Origin of the sequence: Shewanella sp. SW32, from assembly GCF_025653365.1 — a bacterium.
GTDB classification, from domain to species: domain Bacteria; phylum Pseudomonadota; class Gammaproteobacteria; order Enterobacterales; family Shewanellaceae; genus Shewanella; species Shewanella oncorhynchi.
Window position 1 is genome coordinate 74,969 of the sequence record NZ_JAKKSJ010000008.1, and the last position, 17,979, is coordinate 92,947.

The following is a 17,979-nucleotide window of genomic DNA, read 5'->3' on the forward strand; positions in this document are numbered from 1 at the left end:
CTTCGTCTTAAATAATCTTGCCAGTTTAGACTTTAGATATGATGTTTTAATGACAAGCCCCACTGAACTCCAAGCTCGAAAGCCGCGAATAATTCAATGGGGTTACAGATCCAACTTCCGAGTCAAGCCTACTTACGTTTCAACAAATAAGCCGCTTCATTAAGCCAAGGCACTGCTTTCTTAATAAAACGTGGATTGTCGGCCAACACATCTTGCGACGCTAATACTTCAATATCAAAATCCTCACTCAGATGCTGATCTACCCAAGTAGGGGATACAGCAAAAGGCGGGCCGATAAGGGATTCTTGCGGATAATCTAAAGTCACTAATAAACCGACACTACCGCTAGGTAATAAGCTCGCTAACTGCTTGGCATATTGTACACGCATACTTTCTGGCCATGCGATCAAAGCCGCGCGATCGTAAAAAGCCGTCACGTCTTGGGTGATAGTCTTAGGTAGGGTGAAAATATCGCCTTGATACAAGCTGATCTGTTCGGTTTGATAGTGCTGGTGTTCACCCACGGCCGTTTGCGTCATCTCGAGTTGGTTATCGCTAAAAAATTGCTGTACAGCCAATTCATTCAACTCACACCCTATGACCTGATGCCCCTGTTCTGCGAGGAAACACATGTCTAGCGACTTACCACATAAGGGCACAAAAACCTTGGTATCTGCGGGTAATGCAAGCTGCTGCCAATACTTAACGAGGAAAGGATTGATGTCTTGCTGATGAAAACCTATCTGTTGCTGCTGCCACTTTTCATGCCAAAAACCGGGTTCCATGGGTTTATCTCTATTCGCTAATGTTGTCCTTACTCTAATGACATTTTAAAGTGGATGCAAAGCCTCCTGCCATTCGGCAAACTCAGCAATGTAAAGACTAACTTACTGATCTAACGTGGCTTGCACTTTACGCAGCCAAACACAGTTATCGCATTGGCATTGACGGCGTGATAAATGATGTGGGCTTAAAGATGAGTCGATAAAGTCCACGGCGATCAACAACTGCTGTTTTAACTCGGCAATCGATTTTTCGTTCACGGCCACCAGCTCGTCATTCTGGTTCATCCAGATACATTCCATGCCCTGATGACACGTTAAACATTGCTCGTCTCTATCATTAAAAAATACCGCATGCGGGCAATGAGTCACTTCCATTGACTGTAAAATACGCTTACGCGGATATTCCAAAAGTTCGATCAACAAGGCTTTATATTGGGTGGGCATACGCCCTCCTTAGCTGCACTTTGTCTGTGGGTTAATTAACAAAAATTGATTCCATCTAATGCCCCAAAGATTACCTATAGTCGCGAGGATTTAATTTGATGTAAGTCAAAGTCAGTGACGAAATGATCGTATAGGTAAGCCGCGCCTGACGCTGATCATCAATGCCATTCAAAATACTAAAATAATGCCACCCGCTATTTGATTATCTCCCCCGCTTACTGGTTAAATGAACAAAACAAGGAGCACAATTTGCAAACACCTCAGCTGCAGCATTTTTATATTTCTGAAGAGCAATCCATTTACTTGCTCAAAGCCAATGATGCCCGTAAACACAAGGCGTGGATCCGCCTCTGTAAACAACAGCTGAGCAAATTAGGTTATACCGATATCGAATTGGTCGGTAAAGGCGCCTACGGTTTCGTGTTTGCGGGTATCAATCAAGCGGGCGATGCCCATGTGTTTAAGTTTTCACGGATTAATTTACCGCAACATATTCAAGATCGGCTCGAAGAAGAAGCCTTTATGCTCTCCTTACTCAAGCACCCCAATGTGCCGGGGGCGATCAAATTTGAGCGAGTCGGCAAACAAGGCATACTCGTGATGGAACGCGCAAAAGGGGAAGATCTCGACCAACTTTGCCGCCGCATGGGCGCCTTACCTACCGCTATGGTCATGAGCATCGCCCGCCAACTCGCCGATATCTTGTATTACCTGCGCACGGGCAAGCCTTTAGTGCATGGCGATATCAAACCTTCGAATCTGGTTTACGATATTGAACAACAACACTTATCGTTAATCGATTGGGGCTCAGCGGTATTTGCGCAGCGGGATGAATATAACAAGCCCGTCGAAGACAATGTGATGGCGTTAATGTCGAGCGATCAACAACACACCAACGCCCGCATGGGTGATGTGTACTTTATCGGCGAAGAGCAACTCAATGGAGCCCTCTCCAGCCCGCGCTTTGACGAGCAAGGTGTTGCCGCGACTCTGTATGCCCTCGCCTCTGGGCAAGCAAGTCGCTTCGGTGCACAGGTGATCTCGCCCACCAGCATTGGCTTACCGATAGAATTAGCCCGTACCTTAGAAGGCATGCTCAGCACTGATCCGCAGCAGCGCAACATTGCCGGCGATTACTTTTTAAAAAGTATGCGCCACAGCCACAGATTACATTTACCTGAACTGCCCAAAGCTGATTTACAGGGTGAAATTCCTGTATGGGTACAATCCCGCGACAAAGATGTTGAAACTGTCAGCTACAGTTCGCGTAAATCCTTTTTAAAGGAACACAACGCCCAAGATCCCATCGCTAAGATGGATGATATTCAGCTCGAAAAATATTACCGCAACTTCCTCGCTGGCATGGGCGATACCGAAAAAGGCTTTATCGCCGCAGTGGGTCGGTTAGCGCAATATCCGATCGTGGGCGGTCTCGCGATCCACTGGCAAGAAACCGGCGTGTTTATCGACTCCAATCTTGCGATTTACGATGCAAAGCAAAAAAGTGCCTTGATCATTGCGGTCAACAATATGGTGGATCTGGCGCGGGGAATTAAACGTATTGGGGTGTTTAAAGCCTGTTTCTTTAACGCCAAAGACACGCTGCATATCGAGCGAACAGATATCAGCGAGCCGTTTATCGCCAGCGCCGATCTGCAATTACCCTTTGAAGTCGGTGATGTGCCCACCTTAGAAGATAAGTCGCGATTGCACTCTTACTTTGAAGACGGCAAAGATCCCGACGAAAACCTCGAATTGCCGGTGGAGATCATGGAAGAATTAGCCCGCATCAACCAAATTCACCACACAGGCTGCATCATTTTTGAGGCGCTGCCGAATCACTTAAAGATCCACAGTTACTTGAAGCTGCTCAATCCACGTAAGCAAGCGGCATTTCGCGCCAGTCTCGATCGCATCTTGCATCATGTCGGCAAAATCCAAGGCCACGGCGTGTCGGGCTTTATGAAATTACCCTACAAAAACACCCGCCGCTTTACCCATCTAGAGCGAAAAGCCGATCACTTTTATCCGAAAAATCCAAAAGAAATAGGCGCCTAATGGCGCCTATGTTCATCGGATTAAATCGGCGATCCCGGCGGTAAGGTCAATGGCTTAGGGATCAGCTTAACCTTAGCATCGGTTAAGCCCGCAGCCAGACCCTGTTGCAACCAAGTATAATGGGCCGCAAGACTTGCATTCGCTCGATTCGACTTCGCTTTCAATTGCTTAATCACAAACTGAGCGCGATCGTTGATCGCAGCCCTCACCTCTGGTGAGGTTTGAGGATTGTGCAGCGTTGCCAGCACTTCATCAATCACCACAGCGTTCACTCGCATCCACACGCCTTCGACCAGCCCAAGCTTGTCCTCTTGATACAAGGTCGCCGCGAACAACTTATCCAGTAATGTCGTCACCGATAACTGCTCGCTATCTGCCATGGATGCTTGGCTGACACGATTCAAGCGTTTAGGCATCAATAGCAAGCTCACGGTATGACGGCTAAACACTTCAGCCATACCGAGAGGGTCGTTAATTGCACCTAGACCTGAATCGAAGGATTCCCGCGTGACATGATAATTCCCCGCCTTTGGCACTAAACTGTCGAGCAAGGTTTGCGGCACAGTTAAACTCGCCGCATCGAGTGTGTTAAGTAGCGCGTCTAAGCCCGTTAACTGCAACTGCGGCGCAATATAGCTCCAGCGGCTGCCTTCACCAATAGATTGATAGTTATAGTCAGTGCCGCCAATAAACTTAGCGACCGCATCGATTTGATAACGCGTCAGCAAATAAATTGGCGCAAAGGCATCGGCTAGCTCGCCCAGTGGCTCATTGGGTAACAAGGCCGCACTGGAGAAATCCGCAATCGCCTTAGTGCGAATTTTATTTAACTTACCCAGCTGATCGATCGGATCGTCACTACTATCCCACAAACTGGCATAGGCCTGACTCGCATCCTTTTGGCGGGAATCGGCCTCACCGATATAACGTAAGCCACGTTTGGCTACATCGGCCAGCAAGTCGACTTGCAGTGCTTGTTGGGTACGGGCATCACCTTGATCGCTATAACCATAGGCAATAGTAAAATCATCCCAAGGACCAACACCTGTAGTGTAAGGTGCGGAAATATCAATATCATTGCCCTTTAGCTGGATTTTCGGATGGGGATAATCCATCACAGAGGCATCCTGATTGGTCGAAGCGGCAAAGTTATGATCTAGCCCTAAGGTATGGCCGACTTCATGGGCAGCCAGTTGGCGAATACGCGCCAGCGACAAGGCTGTCGCCGCTTTCTCGGCCGCCACTCTATCCTGCCAGCCTGCGGTTAAGCCTTTGGCAATCAAGTAATCCTGACGCACACGCAAACTGCCGAGCGTGACTTGACCCTTAATGATTTCACCGGTGCGTGGATCGGTCAGCGCGGCGCCATAGGACCAACCCCGCGTCGCCCTGTGCACCCATTGGATCATGTTGTAGCGAATATCCTGCGGATCGGCATCTGCCGGTAATAACTCAACTTTAAAGCCGTTGATAAATCCGGCGCGAGTAAAAGCCGTCTCCCACCAACGCGCGCCATCGAGCAACGCCGACCGTATAGGTTCTGGCACACCAGGATCGAGATAATAAGTAATAGGTTTAACGACTTCGCTTGGCGCTGGGCCTGGATGCACTTTCTGTAAACGGTGGCGTAGGATAAAACGCTGCACTAAAAGTTGGTTAAAGGGCGTAGCATAATCGCGATACTCATCGGACAAATAACCGCTCATCGGATGATAAGCCCGCGGCTGGTAATCCGCATCGGGAAGCTCAACAAAGGAATAACGCATCCGCACCGACATTAAGGTGCCATCGGGTGTTACCTGTGCGACCTGCGCGCCAGCAACATCGCCTTTGAACGTCAGTTGCACATCCACATCGGCGTTTTTCTCAAAGGATTTAATCCCTTTGGGTAAGATGACAGAACGGCTCAAATCGAGCTGATAATTGCCCTGCTCTGTTTGTTGCAATACGGAAGACACGCCGTGTAAATCATTGAGCACCAGATCGTTGATCGCTACCAAATCTGGCTTGCCCTCAATCACTTTGCCTTGCCATAACACAGAATCGGCAAAGGCTTCTTCAACCGCTCTTTGCTCGGCGGCATCAGAGGTATTCGCACGATATTGGGTATTGAGTTGCTTAAGTAAAACATAGGGACCTTGGCGCTCAAACTGCACCATACGGGTCTGACCCAGTTGGCCGCGATCGAGACCAATGTCGTTTGAGCCTACGCCCTGTGGCAGGCTAGTAACTAAGATAAAAGGTTGATTTAAACGATTGACCTCAAGATATAACTCTCCCTCAGACTCCTCGTAATAGAGATTAAGAAACCCTTTCGCCTCTTGGCCCTGCTTAATGATCTTGGCGCTAGGCGCCGCTGCCGCGACCGTAACGGTGGAAAATCCTAACAGCGTTATAAATAAGGCTAAGGCTACACTTTGGGGTTTCATCTTTCCTCCTGATTCGGCTGGCTGCGTTATTTACCTTATAAGTCATTGGCATCTTTGATAACTGCTTATCTCAAGCGATTGATTTAAAGTAAATAATGCGAGGCCATCACTGGCCCCGAGCAAATAAATTAACGATTCTGATGCTGGTTCTTGTGTTTGATCCAGTGATTTAATGTTTCAAATAATTCGTTGAGCACTATGGGTTTAGTGATGTGGGCATTCATCCCTGCTGCTAAACTCTTTTCCCTGTCGCCCGACATGGCATGGGCTGTCATGGCAATGATAGGCAGTTCATCGGCACTAAAACGCTCACGCAATGCCCTTGCGGCCGTTAACCCGTCCATCACTGGCATTTGAATATCCATCAACACGGCATCAAACGGCCGCGAGTCGATGGTATCCAGCGCCACTTGACCATTGTCGGCCAGCACCACTTCGTAGCCAGCGCTCTTAAGGAGCTCAGTGGCCACTTGCTGGTTGATAAAGTTATCCTCCACCAGCAGCACTAAACCTGTGTGCTCTCCTTCCTCAACTTGAACTTCAACCATAGGCTGAACCACATTCAATCTCGGTTCATCGGCAAAGGCGGCAATGATCTCATCGAACAGACTCGATGCCTTGAAGGGTTTTTGCAGTACGGCAAACACATTGGCACTATCGACTTCATGCTGCAAGGGCTCTGCCGCATAGGCCGTCATCATGATAATCACAGGCCGTTTCGCTAAGCGGCCTTCGGCGACCATAGTATCTATGGCGCTGACCACATCACTGCCGTCCATCTCTGGCATCATCCAGTCGAGTAATAACAGATCGATTGGTGCCCGCGACAGTTTGTAAAGCGCTTCGGCGCCGCTGGCGGCAGTATCGACGTCGAAGTGGAAATCTCGCATCAAGGTCGAATAAATTTGCAGTGCCGTCGGGTTATCGTCAACGACTAAGGTGCGTAGACTATTGAGTTTTTCCGGCACGACCAAAGGCTCAATCTTAGCGGCTTCGGCAATTTCAAAACTGATGGTGAAGCTAAAGGTACTACCGACCCCAAGCTCACTCTGCACTTGCATCTTGCCGCCCATCATAGACACCAGATGCTTACTGATCGACAAACCTAAGCCAGTGCCACCGTATTTACGAGTGGTCGAACCGTCGGCTTGGGCGAAGGCATCGAATAACTTATCCTGTTGATCTTTACCTATGCCGATCCCCGTATCGCGCACCCAGAACTTCAAGGTAATCCGATGATCCCGCTCGCCGACATCTTCACAGCCGAGCTCAATCTCGCCAGATTGGGTAAATTTCACCGCATTCGATAGCAAGTTAATCAGCACTTGGCCTAAGCGCAGCGGATCGCCCTTAAGAATGAGTCCCGCCGTCACGGGGGCATATAAGAGTAATTCGACGCCTTGTTCTTGTGCCTTGAGCGCATTGAGATCCAGAGCGTGATCGAGCACTTTATCCAGCGGGAACGGCACCCGCTCAAGCTCCAACTTACCCGCCTCAATTTTAGAGAAGTCGAGAATATCGTTGATGATCCTCAGCAGCGATTGCGCCGAGAAACCGGCTTTTTCGAGGTAATCTTTCTGCTGCGCCGTTAACGAAGTGCGCTGTGCCAACTGCAACATACCGATAATGGCATTCATCGGTGTGCGGATCTCATGGCTCATGTTGGCCAAGAATTCACTCTTGTAGAGGTTAGCGAGTTCGGCGTCTTGCTTGGCTTCAAGCAACGCCACTTCGTTACTCTTATGGCGGGTAATATCCTTATGGGTACCAAGCATACGTTTGGGCTGACCTTCGGCGGTGAACTCCACCACACGACCACGGGATAACACCCAGTGATAGCCGCCATTTTTACCTAACATACGGAATTCAATTTCGAAAGCACCGACGGGATCAGCAAGATACTGAGCACGGTATTCCTCGACGCGAATACGATCGTCGGGGTGGGATAATTCATCAATTGTCGATACTAAAGCTGGGAATTCATTGGTTTTATAACCCAACATAGAATAATAGGCTGGGTTACAAATGATCTGTTCAGAGTCTAAATACCAGTCCCACAGGCCATCTTCCACCGCATCCATGGCTAAGTGATAACGCTCTTCGGACAGGCGTAATTGTTCGGCGGATTCGTATTCCCGCGTCACATCACGCCACACGGCAATCAATCCCTGCAGTTCGCCGCGGCGATTGTAGAAAGGCAGTTTGAGGGTATCGAGCAGCACAGGTTTACCCGCAAGCTCGACCTTTTCTTGGTAGCGCAGCGGCGTGCGATCTTTTAAGACTTGTTCGTCTTCGGCGCGGATACGTATGCCCATTTCAGGCGAGGTCAGATCCTCAGATGATAAACCTATCATCTCACTCTCTGTGTAACCCAGCATGCGTTCAGCCGCCTTGTTACAACCTAAATAGTTGCCTTCTTTATCTTTAAAGACAATCGCTTCAGGAATCGAGTCAAGCAGGGATCGCAGTAGCGCATATTCGCGCTCACGCCGCTCTGTGGTGTCTTTTAAGCGTTCAGTACGCCGCGCCACTAGCTTATCGAGCCGCTTATTCTGCTCAGCCAGATGGTGGGTATATTGTTTGTTTTCCTCAAAGATCCGACTGACCAACAAGAACCAAGGCTCCCAGCCACGGGTGATTTTCTCCGGTGGTTTACGTGGCTCTTGGGAGCAACCTTCAAGGTGCGACAGTAATCGCGAGGCTGGACTCACAAAAGATCGACGCGTCTGCCAATGCACTATGGTCACCAACACCGACAGGGCGATAACCACTAAAATAAAGGTCAGCTGCAGTTTTTCCCACGAGTCTTGGAATAGGTCGTCTTCATCCTGCAAATACAGTAAACGCCAAGGCGCGTTATGCAGGGCAACCGAGTGAATGTAATAGCCGTTACGAATGATGCCATCGTGGGCATCGAACAATTCCGACTCAGGTAAAGAATGCAGCTCAGAGGGAATACGTTGGCTGATGTGATAGACCCGATTGATATCTGAGCTATCAAAATCGCTGTGGGATAAAATATTGTTCTGTTGGTCGAGCAAAATCACTGTGCCCGGCATCTTAAAGTAAACCCGAATTTGCCGCGCTAACGAGGCAAGCGTCATGTCTAAGTTGATTGAGCCAATGAACTCATCATCCAAATAAATGGGCACACCTAAAGTGGTCAATAAGCCTTTGCCCGTGGAGTCAACATAGGCTTCACTCCAAAATACACTGCGCTGCGGATTCATTGCTGGGGTGGCGTATTGGAACTGTTTCTTGTTGAGTAATTCGTCCCTAAAACGTTGATCGTCATTCGACCAAGGGAAATAGGACATGATCCTACGTTTCGACAGGTAATAGATCGCCGAGGCTTTCGGGGCGGCTTCTTTGGCGACGGGGAAGGACAGTGACAGCTCAAACAACATCTCAAGTTCTTGATAGAACTTGTCGTCGCGGCCGTCGAGGGAACCCGCGCCAGTAATCCTCCCCATGTTGGTAAAAGGCTCACCGCTCTGGGCGTAGCTAGGTTCTAAGGTAAAATACTGGCCGCTTTCGTTGAATTTACCGTATTGGGGTAAGCGTTCTTTACGCACGAGTTCGCCCAAACGTAAATGATCCACAGCAACGTTGCGTAAGCTTTTTACCGCTCTAATGCTCGACTCAAGTAGCAGATCGATTTGCAATACATGGCGCTGAACCTGCTCTTCACGCTGCTCCATCTGCTGTGCTTTTTGGCGGTCGAAAAACATCCATGCGGTCAACAAAGACATGACGATAACGCCGATGTACGTATAAAAAACGGCACGGTTGTAGTTCTTCTGGATCGGCGATTTTAGTTGGAGATCCGGCTCACTCGATTTCATCCACTACCCTTGATTGCAGCGCTTAATTTCAGCCTACTGCGGCAAAAACTATGAGCTCCATATAGTAGCAGGAAGGAACTGCCAATCACATAAAATAATTGTTAGATAAAGCCTACTCATACCACTGATAAGTCGATTAAAAATCTACTACTCCATCAAATTAAGGCCTCCATATCTGAGGCCTTAGTCATTACCCAAAATTAAACCGACCTGCTTTACAGATGCTCTTCAGCGTATTCCGCTAAGCGTGAACGCACCACGCCATTCAGATACACGTTGGCACTGCCTTCAAAGTCTTTAAAACGTTCGACAATATAGGTTAAACCTGAGGTAACAGCGGTTAAGTAGTTAGAGTCGATTTGCGCTAAGTTACCGCAACAAATCAGTTTTGTGCCTTCGCCCATACGGGTGATCATAGTTTTGATCTGCGAGGCAGTGAGGTTTTGGCATTCATCTAATAGCACTATGGAGTTTTGGATCGACCGCCCGCGCATAAAGTTTATCGACTTAAACTGAATGTTAGCCTTCTCCATGATGTAATTCATGCTGCCCGTGGGATTCACATCATTCTTATGCAGTACTTCGAGCGTATCGGTAATCGCGGCCAGCCACGGCATCATCTTCTCCTCTTCCGTGCCGGGCAAGAAGCCGATAGATTCGGCGATTTCTGGGGTGTTACGGGTGACAATCACTTTGTCGTAGCGATTACGCTCGACCACCAGTTCCAACGCCGCCGCCATGGCGAGCAAGGTTTTACCGCAACCCGCTGGGCCAGTTAAGATCACCAGATCGATATCGGGATCGAGCAGCGCCTGCAATGCCATGCCTTGATAGACGTTTTTAGGTTTAACACCCCATGCCTCGAGGTTTTTCACCCGCTCACGGCCTAAATCTAAAATATGTAAATGGGTGTCAGTGCGTTCGATAACACGACCGCAAAAATCAGACTCTGTGTCGATAAGATATTGGTTGATATAAAAATTATCATTTTCGAGGTCTTTGAGCGGTACTTCATGCACTGTATGTCTACCGTGGCGCTCGGTGGAGACCTTGTTCAAGTGCTCCCAAAAATTACCTTCGAACTGGTAAAAGCCTTTACTGAGGAAGCGGATATCATCGATCAACTGGTCAGTTCGATAATCCTCAACCAATTGAATACCCGCACCTTTGGCTTTAAGGCGCATATTGATATCTTTGGTGACTAAGACAACGGTACGGGGATGATGTAGGTTTTGTAGATGTAGCGCGGTATTGATAATGCGATTGTCGTTTCCATCTCCAGGCAGTGCGCCTAAGGTAAAATCGACAAGGTGATCAGGGAAAATTGAGAGCGAACCGACAGCATCGGCATGACCCTCTCGACTGGGTAAAGGGACGCCATTGATAATCTGCTCAGGGGTAGTTTCACCACCTAGGGTATCTTCCAATGCCCTGATAGCAACCCGGGCATCACGACTCACATCACTCTTTCGATCTTTAATCTGGTCCAACTCTTCTAGCACTGTCATCGGAATGACCACATCGTGCTCTTTAAACGAATAGATCGCCAAAGGTTCATGTAGTAACACATTGGTATCCAGTACAAACAACTTTCTGTCGTCTTGTTCCATGGCGCCTCCAGAGTGCTTCATTAAAGTTTAAACACACTTTTGAGTCTCAATAAAAGTTACACGGCTCCTATTACTGGCTAAGCATATGGCAAAGAATGATCATAAGGTTCAAGTTGATAGCACTTTACTCGCACTTAAACCTTAAGTTGATATTGGCACCAAACTCACGAGATAACAATACAGCAACCATTGTTTACCTTACAGACTCGAAGCAGTGTATAACCGCGGATGTGACATTAGCGTGACAGTTTCATGTACTGCCACGACAATTTTGTCGCTTGTACAATTTGTAATCTAGCACTCTGGGAATTAGGCTCTAACGGGTGAGAGGGCGATTTAAATATCACGAGTATTGGTATAACATACGCGCCCTTTGTTAGAGTCCGCCTAGAAATGAGAATTTAAGATGCCGTTCGCCTTAGGTCAACGTTGGATAAGTGATACCGAGTCAGAGCTTGGTTTAGGAACTGTGGTTCAAGTAGAAGGCCGTATGGTCACTGTATTATTCCCTGCCACGGGTGAGAACCGCATGTTCTCCCGAGCAGAAGCCCCTCTGACACGCGTTATATACAATCCCGGCGATTCGGTTGAAAGCCATGAAGGCTGGAGCCTTGCGGTCAGTGAATTGACCGAGAAAGACGGGATAGTGATCTATCACGGCATTCACAGTGAGACAGGCGAGCAAGCTACCCTGCGTGAAACCCTGCTGAACCACAATATTCGTTTCAACAAACCCCAAGACCGTTTATTTGCTGGCCAAATCGATCGCCTCGACCGTTTTGGTGTGCGTTATCAATGCCAAATGTTGCGCCACAAACTGGCCTCATCGGATTTGCTGGGTCTGCAAGGTCCACGCGTTGGACTTATTCCGCATCAAATGTGGATTGCCCATGAAGTCGGCCGTCGCTATGCACCGCGTGTACTGTTAGCCGATGAAGTGGGTTTAGGTAAAACCATTGAAGCGGGTCTGATTATTCACCAACAACTGCTGACCGGCCGCGCCGAACGCATTCTGATTATCGTGCCCGATACTCTGCGCCATCAGTGGTTAGTGGAAATGCTGCGCCGCTTTAATCTGCGCTTTTCGGTATTCGATGAAGACCGTTGTGTGGAAGCCTATGCCGATCACGACAATCCTTTCTACACAGAACAGTTAGTGATTTGTTCACTCGAATTACTGCGTAAGAAAAAACGTCTTGATCAAGCCCTAGATGCCGATTGGGATCTGTTAGTCGTTGACGAAGCGCACCACTTAGAATGGACCGAAGAAGCGCCAAGCCGCGCCTATCAAGTGGTTGAAGCATTGAGTGAAGTCATCCCAGGCGTTTTGCTGTTAACCGCAACGCCGGATCAACTCGGCCATGAGAGTCACTTCGCCCGCTTGCGTCTGCTCGATCCGGATCGTTTCTACGATTACGATGCTTTCTTAGCTGAAGAAGACAGTTATAAAGACGTCGCCATTGCCGCCGAAGCCTTAGCTGGCAACGCTAAATTACCCGATGCCGCCATCAACAGCTTGACCGAATTACTGGGCGAGAAAGACATCAGCCCAAGTATTCGTTTAATCCAAGCCGACGGTATTGATGCCGAAATACAACAGGCCGCCCGTAGCGAATTACTGCAAGAATTACTTGACCGTCACGGTACTGGCCGCGTGTTATACCGAAACAGCCGCGCCTCAGTAAAAGGCTTTCCAAAGCGTTTCTTTAACGCTTACCCACACGCCATGCCAGATCAATATCAAACAGCCGCACGCGTCAGTGGCATGATGGGCGGACACAAGTCATTAGAGGCAAAAGCGGCGCAAGCCCTTAGCCCTGAAAAGTTATATCAAGAATTTGAAGATAACAGCGCCAGTTGGTGGAAGTTCGATCCCCGTGTGGATTGGTTAATTGAGTTCTTAAAATCACACCGCAGCAAAAAAGTGCTGATCATCGCCAGCCAAGCGGAAACCGCCCTGAGCTTAGAAGAAGCCCTGCGTACCCGCGAAGGGATTCAAGCAACGGTATTCCACGAAGGCATGTCGATTATCGAGCGCGATAAAGCCGGCGCTTACTTTGCCCAAGAGGAAGGCGGCGCACAGGCGCTGATCTGTTCTGAAATTGGCTCTGAAGGCCGTAACTTCCAGTTTGCCAGCCACTTAGTGCTGTTCGATCTGCCGCTAAACCCCGATCTATTGGAACAGCGAATCGGTCGTTTAGACCGTATCGGCCAGAAAAATGATATCCAAATTCACTTGCCATACCTTGAAGATACTGCCCAAGAACGTTTGATGCAGTGGTATCACCAAGGGCTGAACGCCTTTGAACTCACTTGTCCGAGTGGTCATGTGCTTTACAGTGAATTTGCCGAGGATCTATTAAACGTGCTTGTGGGTGATGACAGCGATGAGCTGACAAACCTGCTCAATCACACCCAGAGCCGTTATAAAGAACTCAAGCACGCCATGGAGCAAGGCCGCGATAAGCTGCTGGAAATCAACTCACACGGCGGCGAGAAGGCACTGGCAATCGTCAACCGCCTTGCCCAAAGTGACGGTGATACTCATTTAATCGGCTCAGTGATCCGTCTGTGGGATATTATCGGTGTTGATCAAGAAGATAAGGGTGAAAACTCGATTATTCTGCGCCCGAGTGAGCACATGATGTTCCCAACTTACCCTGGCTTGCCAGAAGATGGCGTAACAGTGACCTTTGATCGTGACACAGCGTTATCACGCGATGATATTGCGCTGATCACCCAAGAGCATCCGCTGGTGCAAACGGGGCTCGATCTGATCACAGGTTCTGAAACTGGCACCACCAGCGTCGCAATTCTAAAAAATAAAGCCCTGCCAGCAGGTACCTTATTCTTAGAACTCATCTACATGGCCGATGCTTCAGCACCTAAGTCGAGCCAGTTGTACCGTTATTTACCGCCTACCCCCATTCGCGTGTTGTTGGATAAAAACGGTAACGACCTGTCGGCTAAAGTGGATTACGCCAGTTTCGATAAGCAATTAAGCGCAGTGAATCGTCACATTGGCGGCAAGTTAGTCACGGCATCTCAGCCAATTCTGCATCCGTTATTTGCTAAGGGTGAAGAATATGCTCAAGTGGTTGTCGATGAAATGGTCGCCCAAGCCAGAGAGAAAATGACTCAGCAACTGAGCGCAGAGCTTGATCGTTTAGAGTCACTCAAGGCGGTGAACCCCAATATCCGTGAGGAAGAATTGGAATACCTGCGTAATCAGATGCAAGAGTTAAACACTTATCTGGATGCCAGCCAGTTACAACTCGATGCGATCCGTATGGTCCTCGTTAGCCACGTATAGACCCAAGCGGAACAGCAGGTTTCAATCAATTAGCCCAGCCTCAGCGTTGGGCTTTTTTATGCCCTGTGGCTTTTTATACTAAATGACAGGTGCAATTCTTTGGCGAGGAAAATTCACTTTTTGGTAATTGTTCAGGTTATACTCAAACACTGATGAATTTATGAGACTACACAGGTGGTTATCAATTCTATGCCGCGCATTCTTTCACTCCTCTTTTGCCTCATTCTCGGCATCACAACCATCGCTACCTACGCGGCAGACACTACAACAACTCCGCCAACATCTGCGCCAGCCGAAATCAGTGCCAAAAAGTCGAATCACAGCTATCTACCCACAAATGAAATTAAACAAATCACGATTGATAATCAGCCCTACGATTTGTTAGTGCGACCATGGGAAGGTAAAAAGAAACTTGGTGCGGCGATAATCCTGCCCGCCACCAATGGTACCGCAGACGCGCCGGGATTGATGGCGTTTGTACGCCGCAATATCAATCCTGCCGGTTGGGCCAGCTTAAGTTTAACTCCGCCAACTGAAATGCCCGCAGCTAACTTTGCTACCGCCGCCACTGAAGTGACCTCGCCTGGCGCCGCGCAATTAAGCTCACCGTCCAACAAACCAAGCCCTAAAATCAAGCCCGAAGATAACAGCAAGCATCTGCAAGAGCAGGAAGATTTTCTCGTCAAAAGCATGTCGCAGTTAGATGCCGTCGGTGCAGATTATGCGGGAAAACGTATTTTGATCACCGCCGACCAAAGTGCAGGATTATTGATTAGCCTATTAAGCCAGAAGAAGATTGCCGATCCTGATGTGCTGATCGTCATTAATCCCTATCGTGAGGACGAACAGCGTAATCAAGCACTCGCAGAACAACTAGCAAAACTTACGCTGCCCATTTTAGATATTCAATCGCCAGACGGTCACCCAGCCTCATTGGAGACGGCCGACAATCGCAAAAAACTCGCGGTGACCTTAGAAAGCCCTAACTATCGCCAAACTACCCTAGCGCTCAATTTAGATAACGAGAGCGCATGGCAAAATTGCTTAAATGCGATTAAAGGCTTTTCAGCCCGAATGAGCGGCGCGCAGTAAAAACGGCGATTTAAGCTAATTCAGACAAAATAGTATTACCAACCCGATTGGCGATCCCGATAGGGTTTCTGCGGATCTTTCAACTGACGCGTCGCCGCTATCTTGCTATTTTTGCCTAACAATAACCGAATCTGACTAATAGACTCGCGGCACAGCAGGCTACGAATAGAAGCAGTCCAACTGCGATTAATACTAAGTTTGATGGCCGCAGCCGCATCCGGTGAGGTTTGCATCAGTTGCCGCGCCAGTTGTTGCGCCGCTTCCATGGGCGTCTCACTCACTTGTGTCACGAGTCCTAAGGCCAGCGCTTCATGACTCTCCAGCACTTTTGCCGTCAGGCTAAGTAACATGGCTTGATCCTTAGGCATAATTTGCCTTAATGAGACTAACCCCGCCATATCTGGCACAAGTCCCCATTTCGCTTCCATGATAGATAACTTACTGTCGTGGCTAGCAATACGCACATCTGCGCCTAAAGCGATCTGCATACCGCCGCCATAGCAACAGCCCTCAAGCACGGCAATCACTGGCACAGGCAAGGTTTGCCAACCTAGTGACACCCGCTGTGCCAAATTCGCATTCCCTGGTAAGCCCTTAAACAGTAACTTAACTGCCTGCATCGGTGCCGACATGACGCTTTTGACATCGAGCCCAGAGCTAAAATGCCCACCCGCTCCCGAGAGGATCACGGCTCGCACCGCACGATTGGATTTAATACTTTTAATCGCGCAGTCAAGCTCACTAAACATTAAATAGTTAATAGCATTCATTTTTTCAGGACGATTAAGCAACACATAGGCGATGCCATCATCGATTTTAACTTGTACACTTTGGCCACTCATGAAATATTCCGTTACTGGTCAGTCCAGAATAAATGTTAACACGTTTGGCATAATTCACTAAAAGATATAACATGAGCCTGTTTTTTGACTTGAGTCAAAATATTGCCAATTCCATCATGGATTGAAGGCAACTTATGTTAGGCTGTCATCACTACGTGCAGTAATCCTAATGTATTTTTCGATTAGATAGCCTTAGCAAGCTCAATAATTAAGCGTATTTAACCGCTAGCTATTTAACTACTAATAATCGACACCAGTATCGCAATGCTACCTGCAGCGAAGGATGATTGGGCAGCCATATATGGATTCTATAGTCCTTTTTTAGTCACTATATCCTTGTTATTTACTCAACATTAGCTAGTTCGATTTAAGATTCTGCATGATTTGATTCAACAATGATTCAAATTTTAATGCCATCAGAAAATATAAATTTATCAATGATATCTATAAGTTACATATAAAAGATATTAATCATACTTGCCCGAAGAACGCAATTCGTCAGTCAGACCTAAAAAATAAGTGTTATCTTCAATAAATGGGCAAATAAGGATCACTAGTCAGCATGTCAATATCTGTACTCATCTGTGACGATTCCGCCATGGCACGTAAGCAAATGGCCCGCACACTCCCCAAAGAGTGGGATGTGGAAATAACTTATGCGACCAATGGTGCCGAAGGCCTTGATGCCATCCGCGCAGGAAAAGGCGAAGTGGTGTTTCTCGATCTCAACATGCCTGTAATGGACGGTTATGAAGTACTGCAAACCGTACAGCAACAGGACTTACCCGCGCTGATTATTGTGGTATCCGGCGATATTCAAATCAAAGCTCACGAGCGAGTCAAAGCCTTGGGTGCGTTAGATTTTATTCAAAAACCGGTGAGCGCCGATGCCATCAGCAACATTTTGCAAGATTACGGCATCTTAACGCTGACGCAGAAAGATCTCACCGACGAAGTCCCGATGATCAAAGTCGACATGCGCGACGCTTGCCAAGAAATAGCCAACGTTGCCATGGGACGCGCCGCCGATCTGTTAGCTAAGTTACTCGATGTATTCGTGTTACTACCTATCCCTAATGTGAACGTGCTTGAAGTCAGTGAGTTAACCATGGCGCTCAAAGCCACGGAAGAAAGCTCAACTGTATCCGCGCTCTGCCAAGGTTTTATCGGGGCGGGTATTGCGGGAGAGGCCCTGCTTTTGTTCCATGATTCCAGCTTTAAAGACATGGCCAAGCTGATGGGATTAGCTAATCCAGAAGACAAAAATACTGAGATAGAAGTCCTGATCGATACTGGAAACGTGCTGATAGGCGCTTTCCTTAACGGCATTTCTGAACAGCTCGACATGAAATTTAGTCAGGCTCACCCTGTCGTGCTGGGACGGCACTGCACGGTTAACGATCTGATCCATGATAATTCAGAGAAATGGCACCGAACTTTGGCAATGGAGATCAACTATCGGATTGAAGATCATAATATTCAATGCGATTTGCTACTGCTCTTCACCGAGGATTCTATCCCCACACTTAGCTATAAACTCGGCTATTTACTCGATTAACCA

General features: G+C 48.1%; 10 protein-coding genes. 4 read left to right on the forward strand and 6 right to left on the reverse strand.

What is annotated here, in order from left to right; genetic code table 11:
• Window positions 1–128: 128 nt before the first annotated feature.
• Together L5M28_RS06380 and L5M28_RS06385 are read right to left on the reverse strand one after the other, a co-directional pair.
• Window positions 129–785: a thiopurine S-methyltransferase gene (locus tag L5M28_RS06380; RefSeq protein ID WP_263202789.1), complete on the reverse strand. Its 657-nt coding sequence runs from the start codon at window positions 783–785 to the stop codon at window positions 129–131.
• A 102-nt stretch (window positions 786–887) separates the two neighbouring features.
• Entirely contained in the window at window positions 888–1,229 is a 342-nt protein-coding gene (locus L5M28_RS06385) for a hypothetical protein (RefSeq protein ID WP_105250285.1), read from the reverse strand.
• A gap of 249 nt (window positions 1,230–1,478) precedes the next feature.
• Here L5M28_RS06385 and L5M28_RS06390 point away from each other — a divergent pair, with 249 nt between their 5' ends.
• Window positions 1,479–3,287, forward strand: a complete 1,809-nt coding sequence (locus tag L5M28_RS06390) for a protein kinase domain-containing protein (protein WP_263202790.1) — start codon at window positions 1,479–1,481, stop codon at window positions 3,285–3,287.
• Between the two features lie 20 nt (window positions 3,288–3,307).
• Here the strand turns inward: L5M28_RS06390 and L5M28_RS06395 are convergent, their stop codons facing one another.
• The 3 genes from L5M28_RS06395 to L5M28_RS06405 all read right to left on the reverse strand — a co-directional run bounded on the left by L5M28_RS06395 (window position 3,308) and on the right by L5M28_RS06405 (window position 11,171).
• Window positions 3,308–5,716 carry a zinc-dependent metalloprotease gene (locus tag L5M28_RS06395; protein ID WP_263202791.1) on the reverse strand — a complete coding sequence of 803 codons (2,409 nt, stop codon included), beginning with the start codon at window positions 5,714–5,716 and terminating at the stop codon, window positions 3,308–3,310.
• Between the two features lie 128 nt (window positions 5,717–5,844).
• Window positions 5,845–9,561, reverse strand: coding sequence for a response regulator (locus tag L5M28_RS06400; RefSeq protein WP_173496262.1), 3,717 nt, complete (start codon window positions 9,559–9,561; stop codon window positions 5,845–5,847).
• A 215-nt stretch (window positions 9,562–9,776) separates the two neighbouring features.
• On the reverse strand, window positions 9,777–11,171 hold the full coding sequence (locus tag L5M28_RS06405) for a PhoH family protein (RefSeq protein WP_105250289.1): 1,395 nt from the start codon (window positions 11,169–11,171) through the stop codon (window positions 9,777–9,779).
• A 406-nt stretch (window positions 11,172–11,577) separates the two neighbouring features.
• Here L5M28_RS06405 and rapA point away from each other — a divergent pair, with 406 nt between their 5' ends.
• A complete protein-coding gene (gene rapA / locus L5M28_RS06410) occupies window positions 11,578–14,484 on the forward strand; it encodes an RNA polymerase-associated protein RapA (protein WP_107403577.1) in 2,907 nt (968 codons plus the stop codon).
• 189 nt (window positions 14,485–14,673) lie between these two features.
• A complete protein-coding gene (locus tag L5M28_RS06415) occupies window positions 14,674–15,576 on the forward strand; it encodes an alpha/beta hydrolase family protein (protein ID WP_263202793.1) in 903 nt (300 codons plus the stop codon).
• Window positions 15,577–15,611: 35 nt separating this feature from the next.
• Here the strand turns inward: L5M28_RS06415 and L5M28_RS06420 are convergent, their stop codons facing one another.
• Window positions 15,612–16,418 carry a crotonase/enoyl-CoA hydratase family protein gene (locus L5M28_RS06420; RefSeq protein WP_263145490.1) on the reverse strand — a complete coding sequence of 269 codons (807 nt, stop codon included), beginning with the start codon at window positions 16,416–16,418 and terminating at the stop codon, window positions 15,612–15,614.
• A 562-nt stretch (window positions 16,419–16,980) separates the two neighbouring features.
• Here L5M28_RS06420 and L5M28_RS06425 point away from each other — a divergent pair.
• On the forward strand, window positions 16,981–17,976 hold the full coding sequence (locus tag L5M28_RS06425; RefSeq protein WP_028759518.1) for a response regulator: 996 nt from the start codon (window positions 16,981–16,983) through the stop codon (window positions 17,974–17,976).
• Window positions 17,977–17,979: the final 3 nt, after the last annotated feature.

Excerpts from the sequence above, each read along its gene's own strand:
- L5M28_RS06425 (WP_028759518.1), top strand. The coding sequence starts at position 16,981 with ATGTCAATATCTGTACTCATCTGTGACGATTCCGCCATGGCACGTAAG.
- L5M28_RS06405 (WP_105250289.1), bottom strand. The coding sequence starts at position 11,171 with ATGGAACAAGACGACAGAAAGTTGTTTGTACTGGATACCAATGTGTTA.
- L5M28_RS06395 (WP_263202791.1), bottom strand. The coding sequence starts at position 5,716 with ATGAAACCCCAAAGTGTAGCCTTAGCCTTATTTATAACGCTGTTAGGA.
- rapA (WP_107403577.1), top strand. The coding sequence starts at position 11,578 with ATGCCGTTCGCCTTAGGTCAACGTTGGATAAGTGATACCGAGTCAGAG.
- L5M28_RS06415 (WP_263202793.1), top strand. The coding sequence starts at position 14,674 with ATGCCGCGCATTCTTTCACTCCTCTTTTGCCTCATTCTCGGCATCACA.
- L5M28_RS06380 (WP_263202789.1), bottom strand. The coding sequence starts at position 785 with ATGGAACCCGGTTTTTGGCATGAAAAGTGGCAGCAGCAACAGATAGGT.
- L5M28_RS06385 (WP_105250285.1), bottom strand. The coding sequence starts at position 1,229 with ATGCCCACCCAATATAAAGCCTTGTTGATCGAACTTTTGGAATATCCG.
- L5M28_RS06420 (WP_263145490.1), bottom strand. The coding sequence starts at position 16,418 with ATGAGTGGCCAAAGTGTACAAGTTAAAATCGATGATGGCATCGCCTAT.
- L5M28_RS06400 (WP_173496262.1), bottom strand. The coding sequence starts at position 9,561 with ATGAAATCGAGTGAGCCGGATCTCCAACTAAAATCGCCGATCCAGAAG.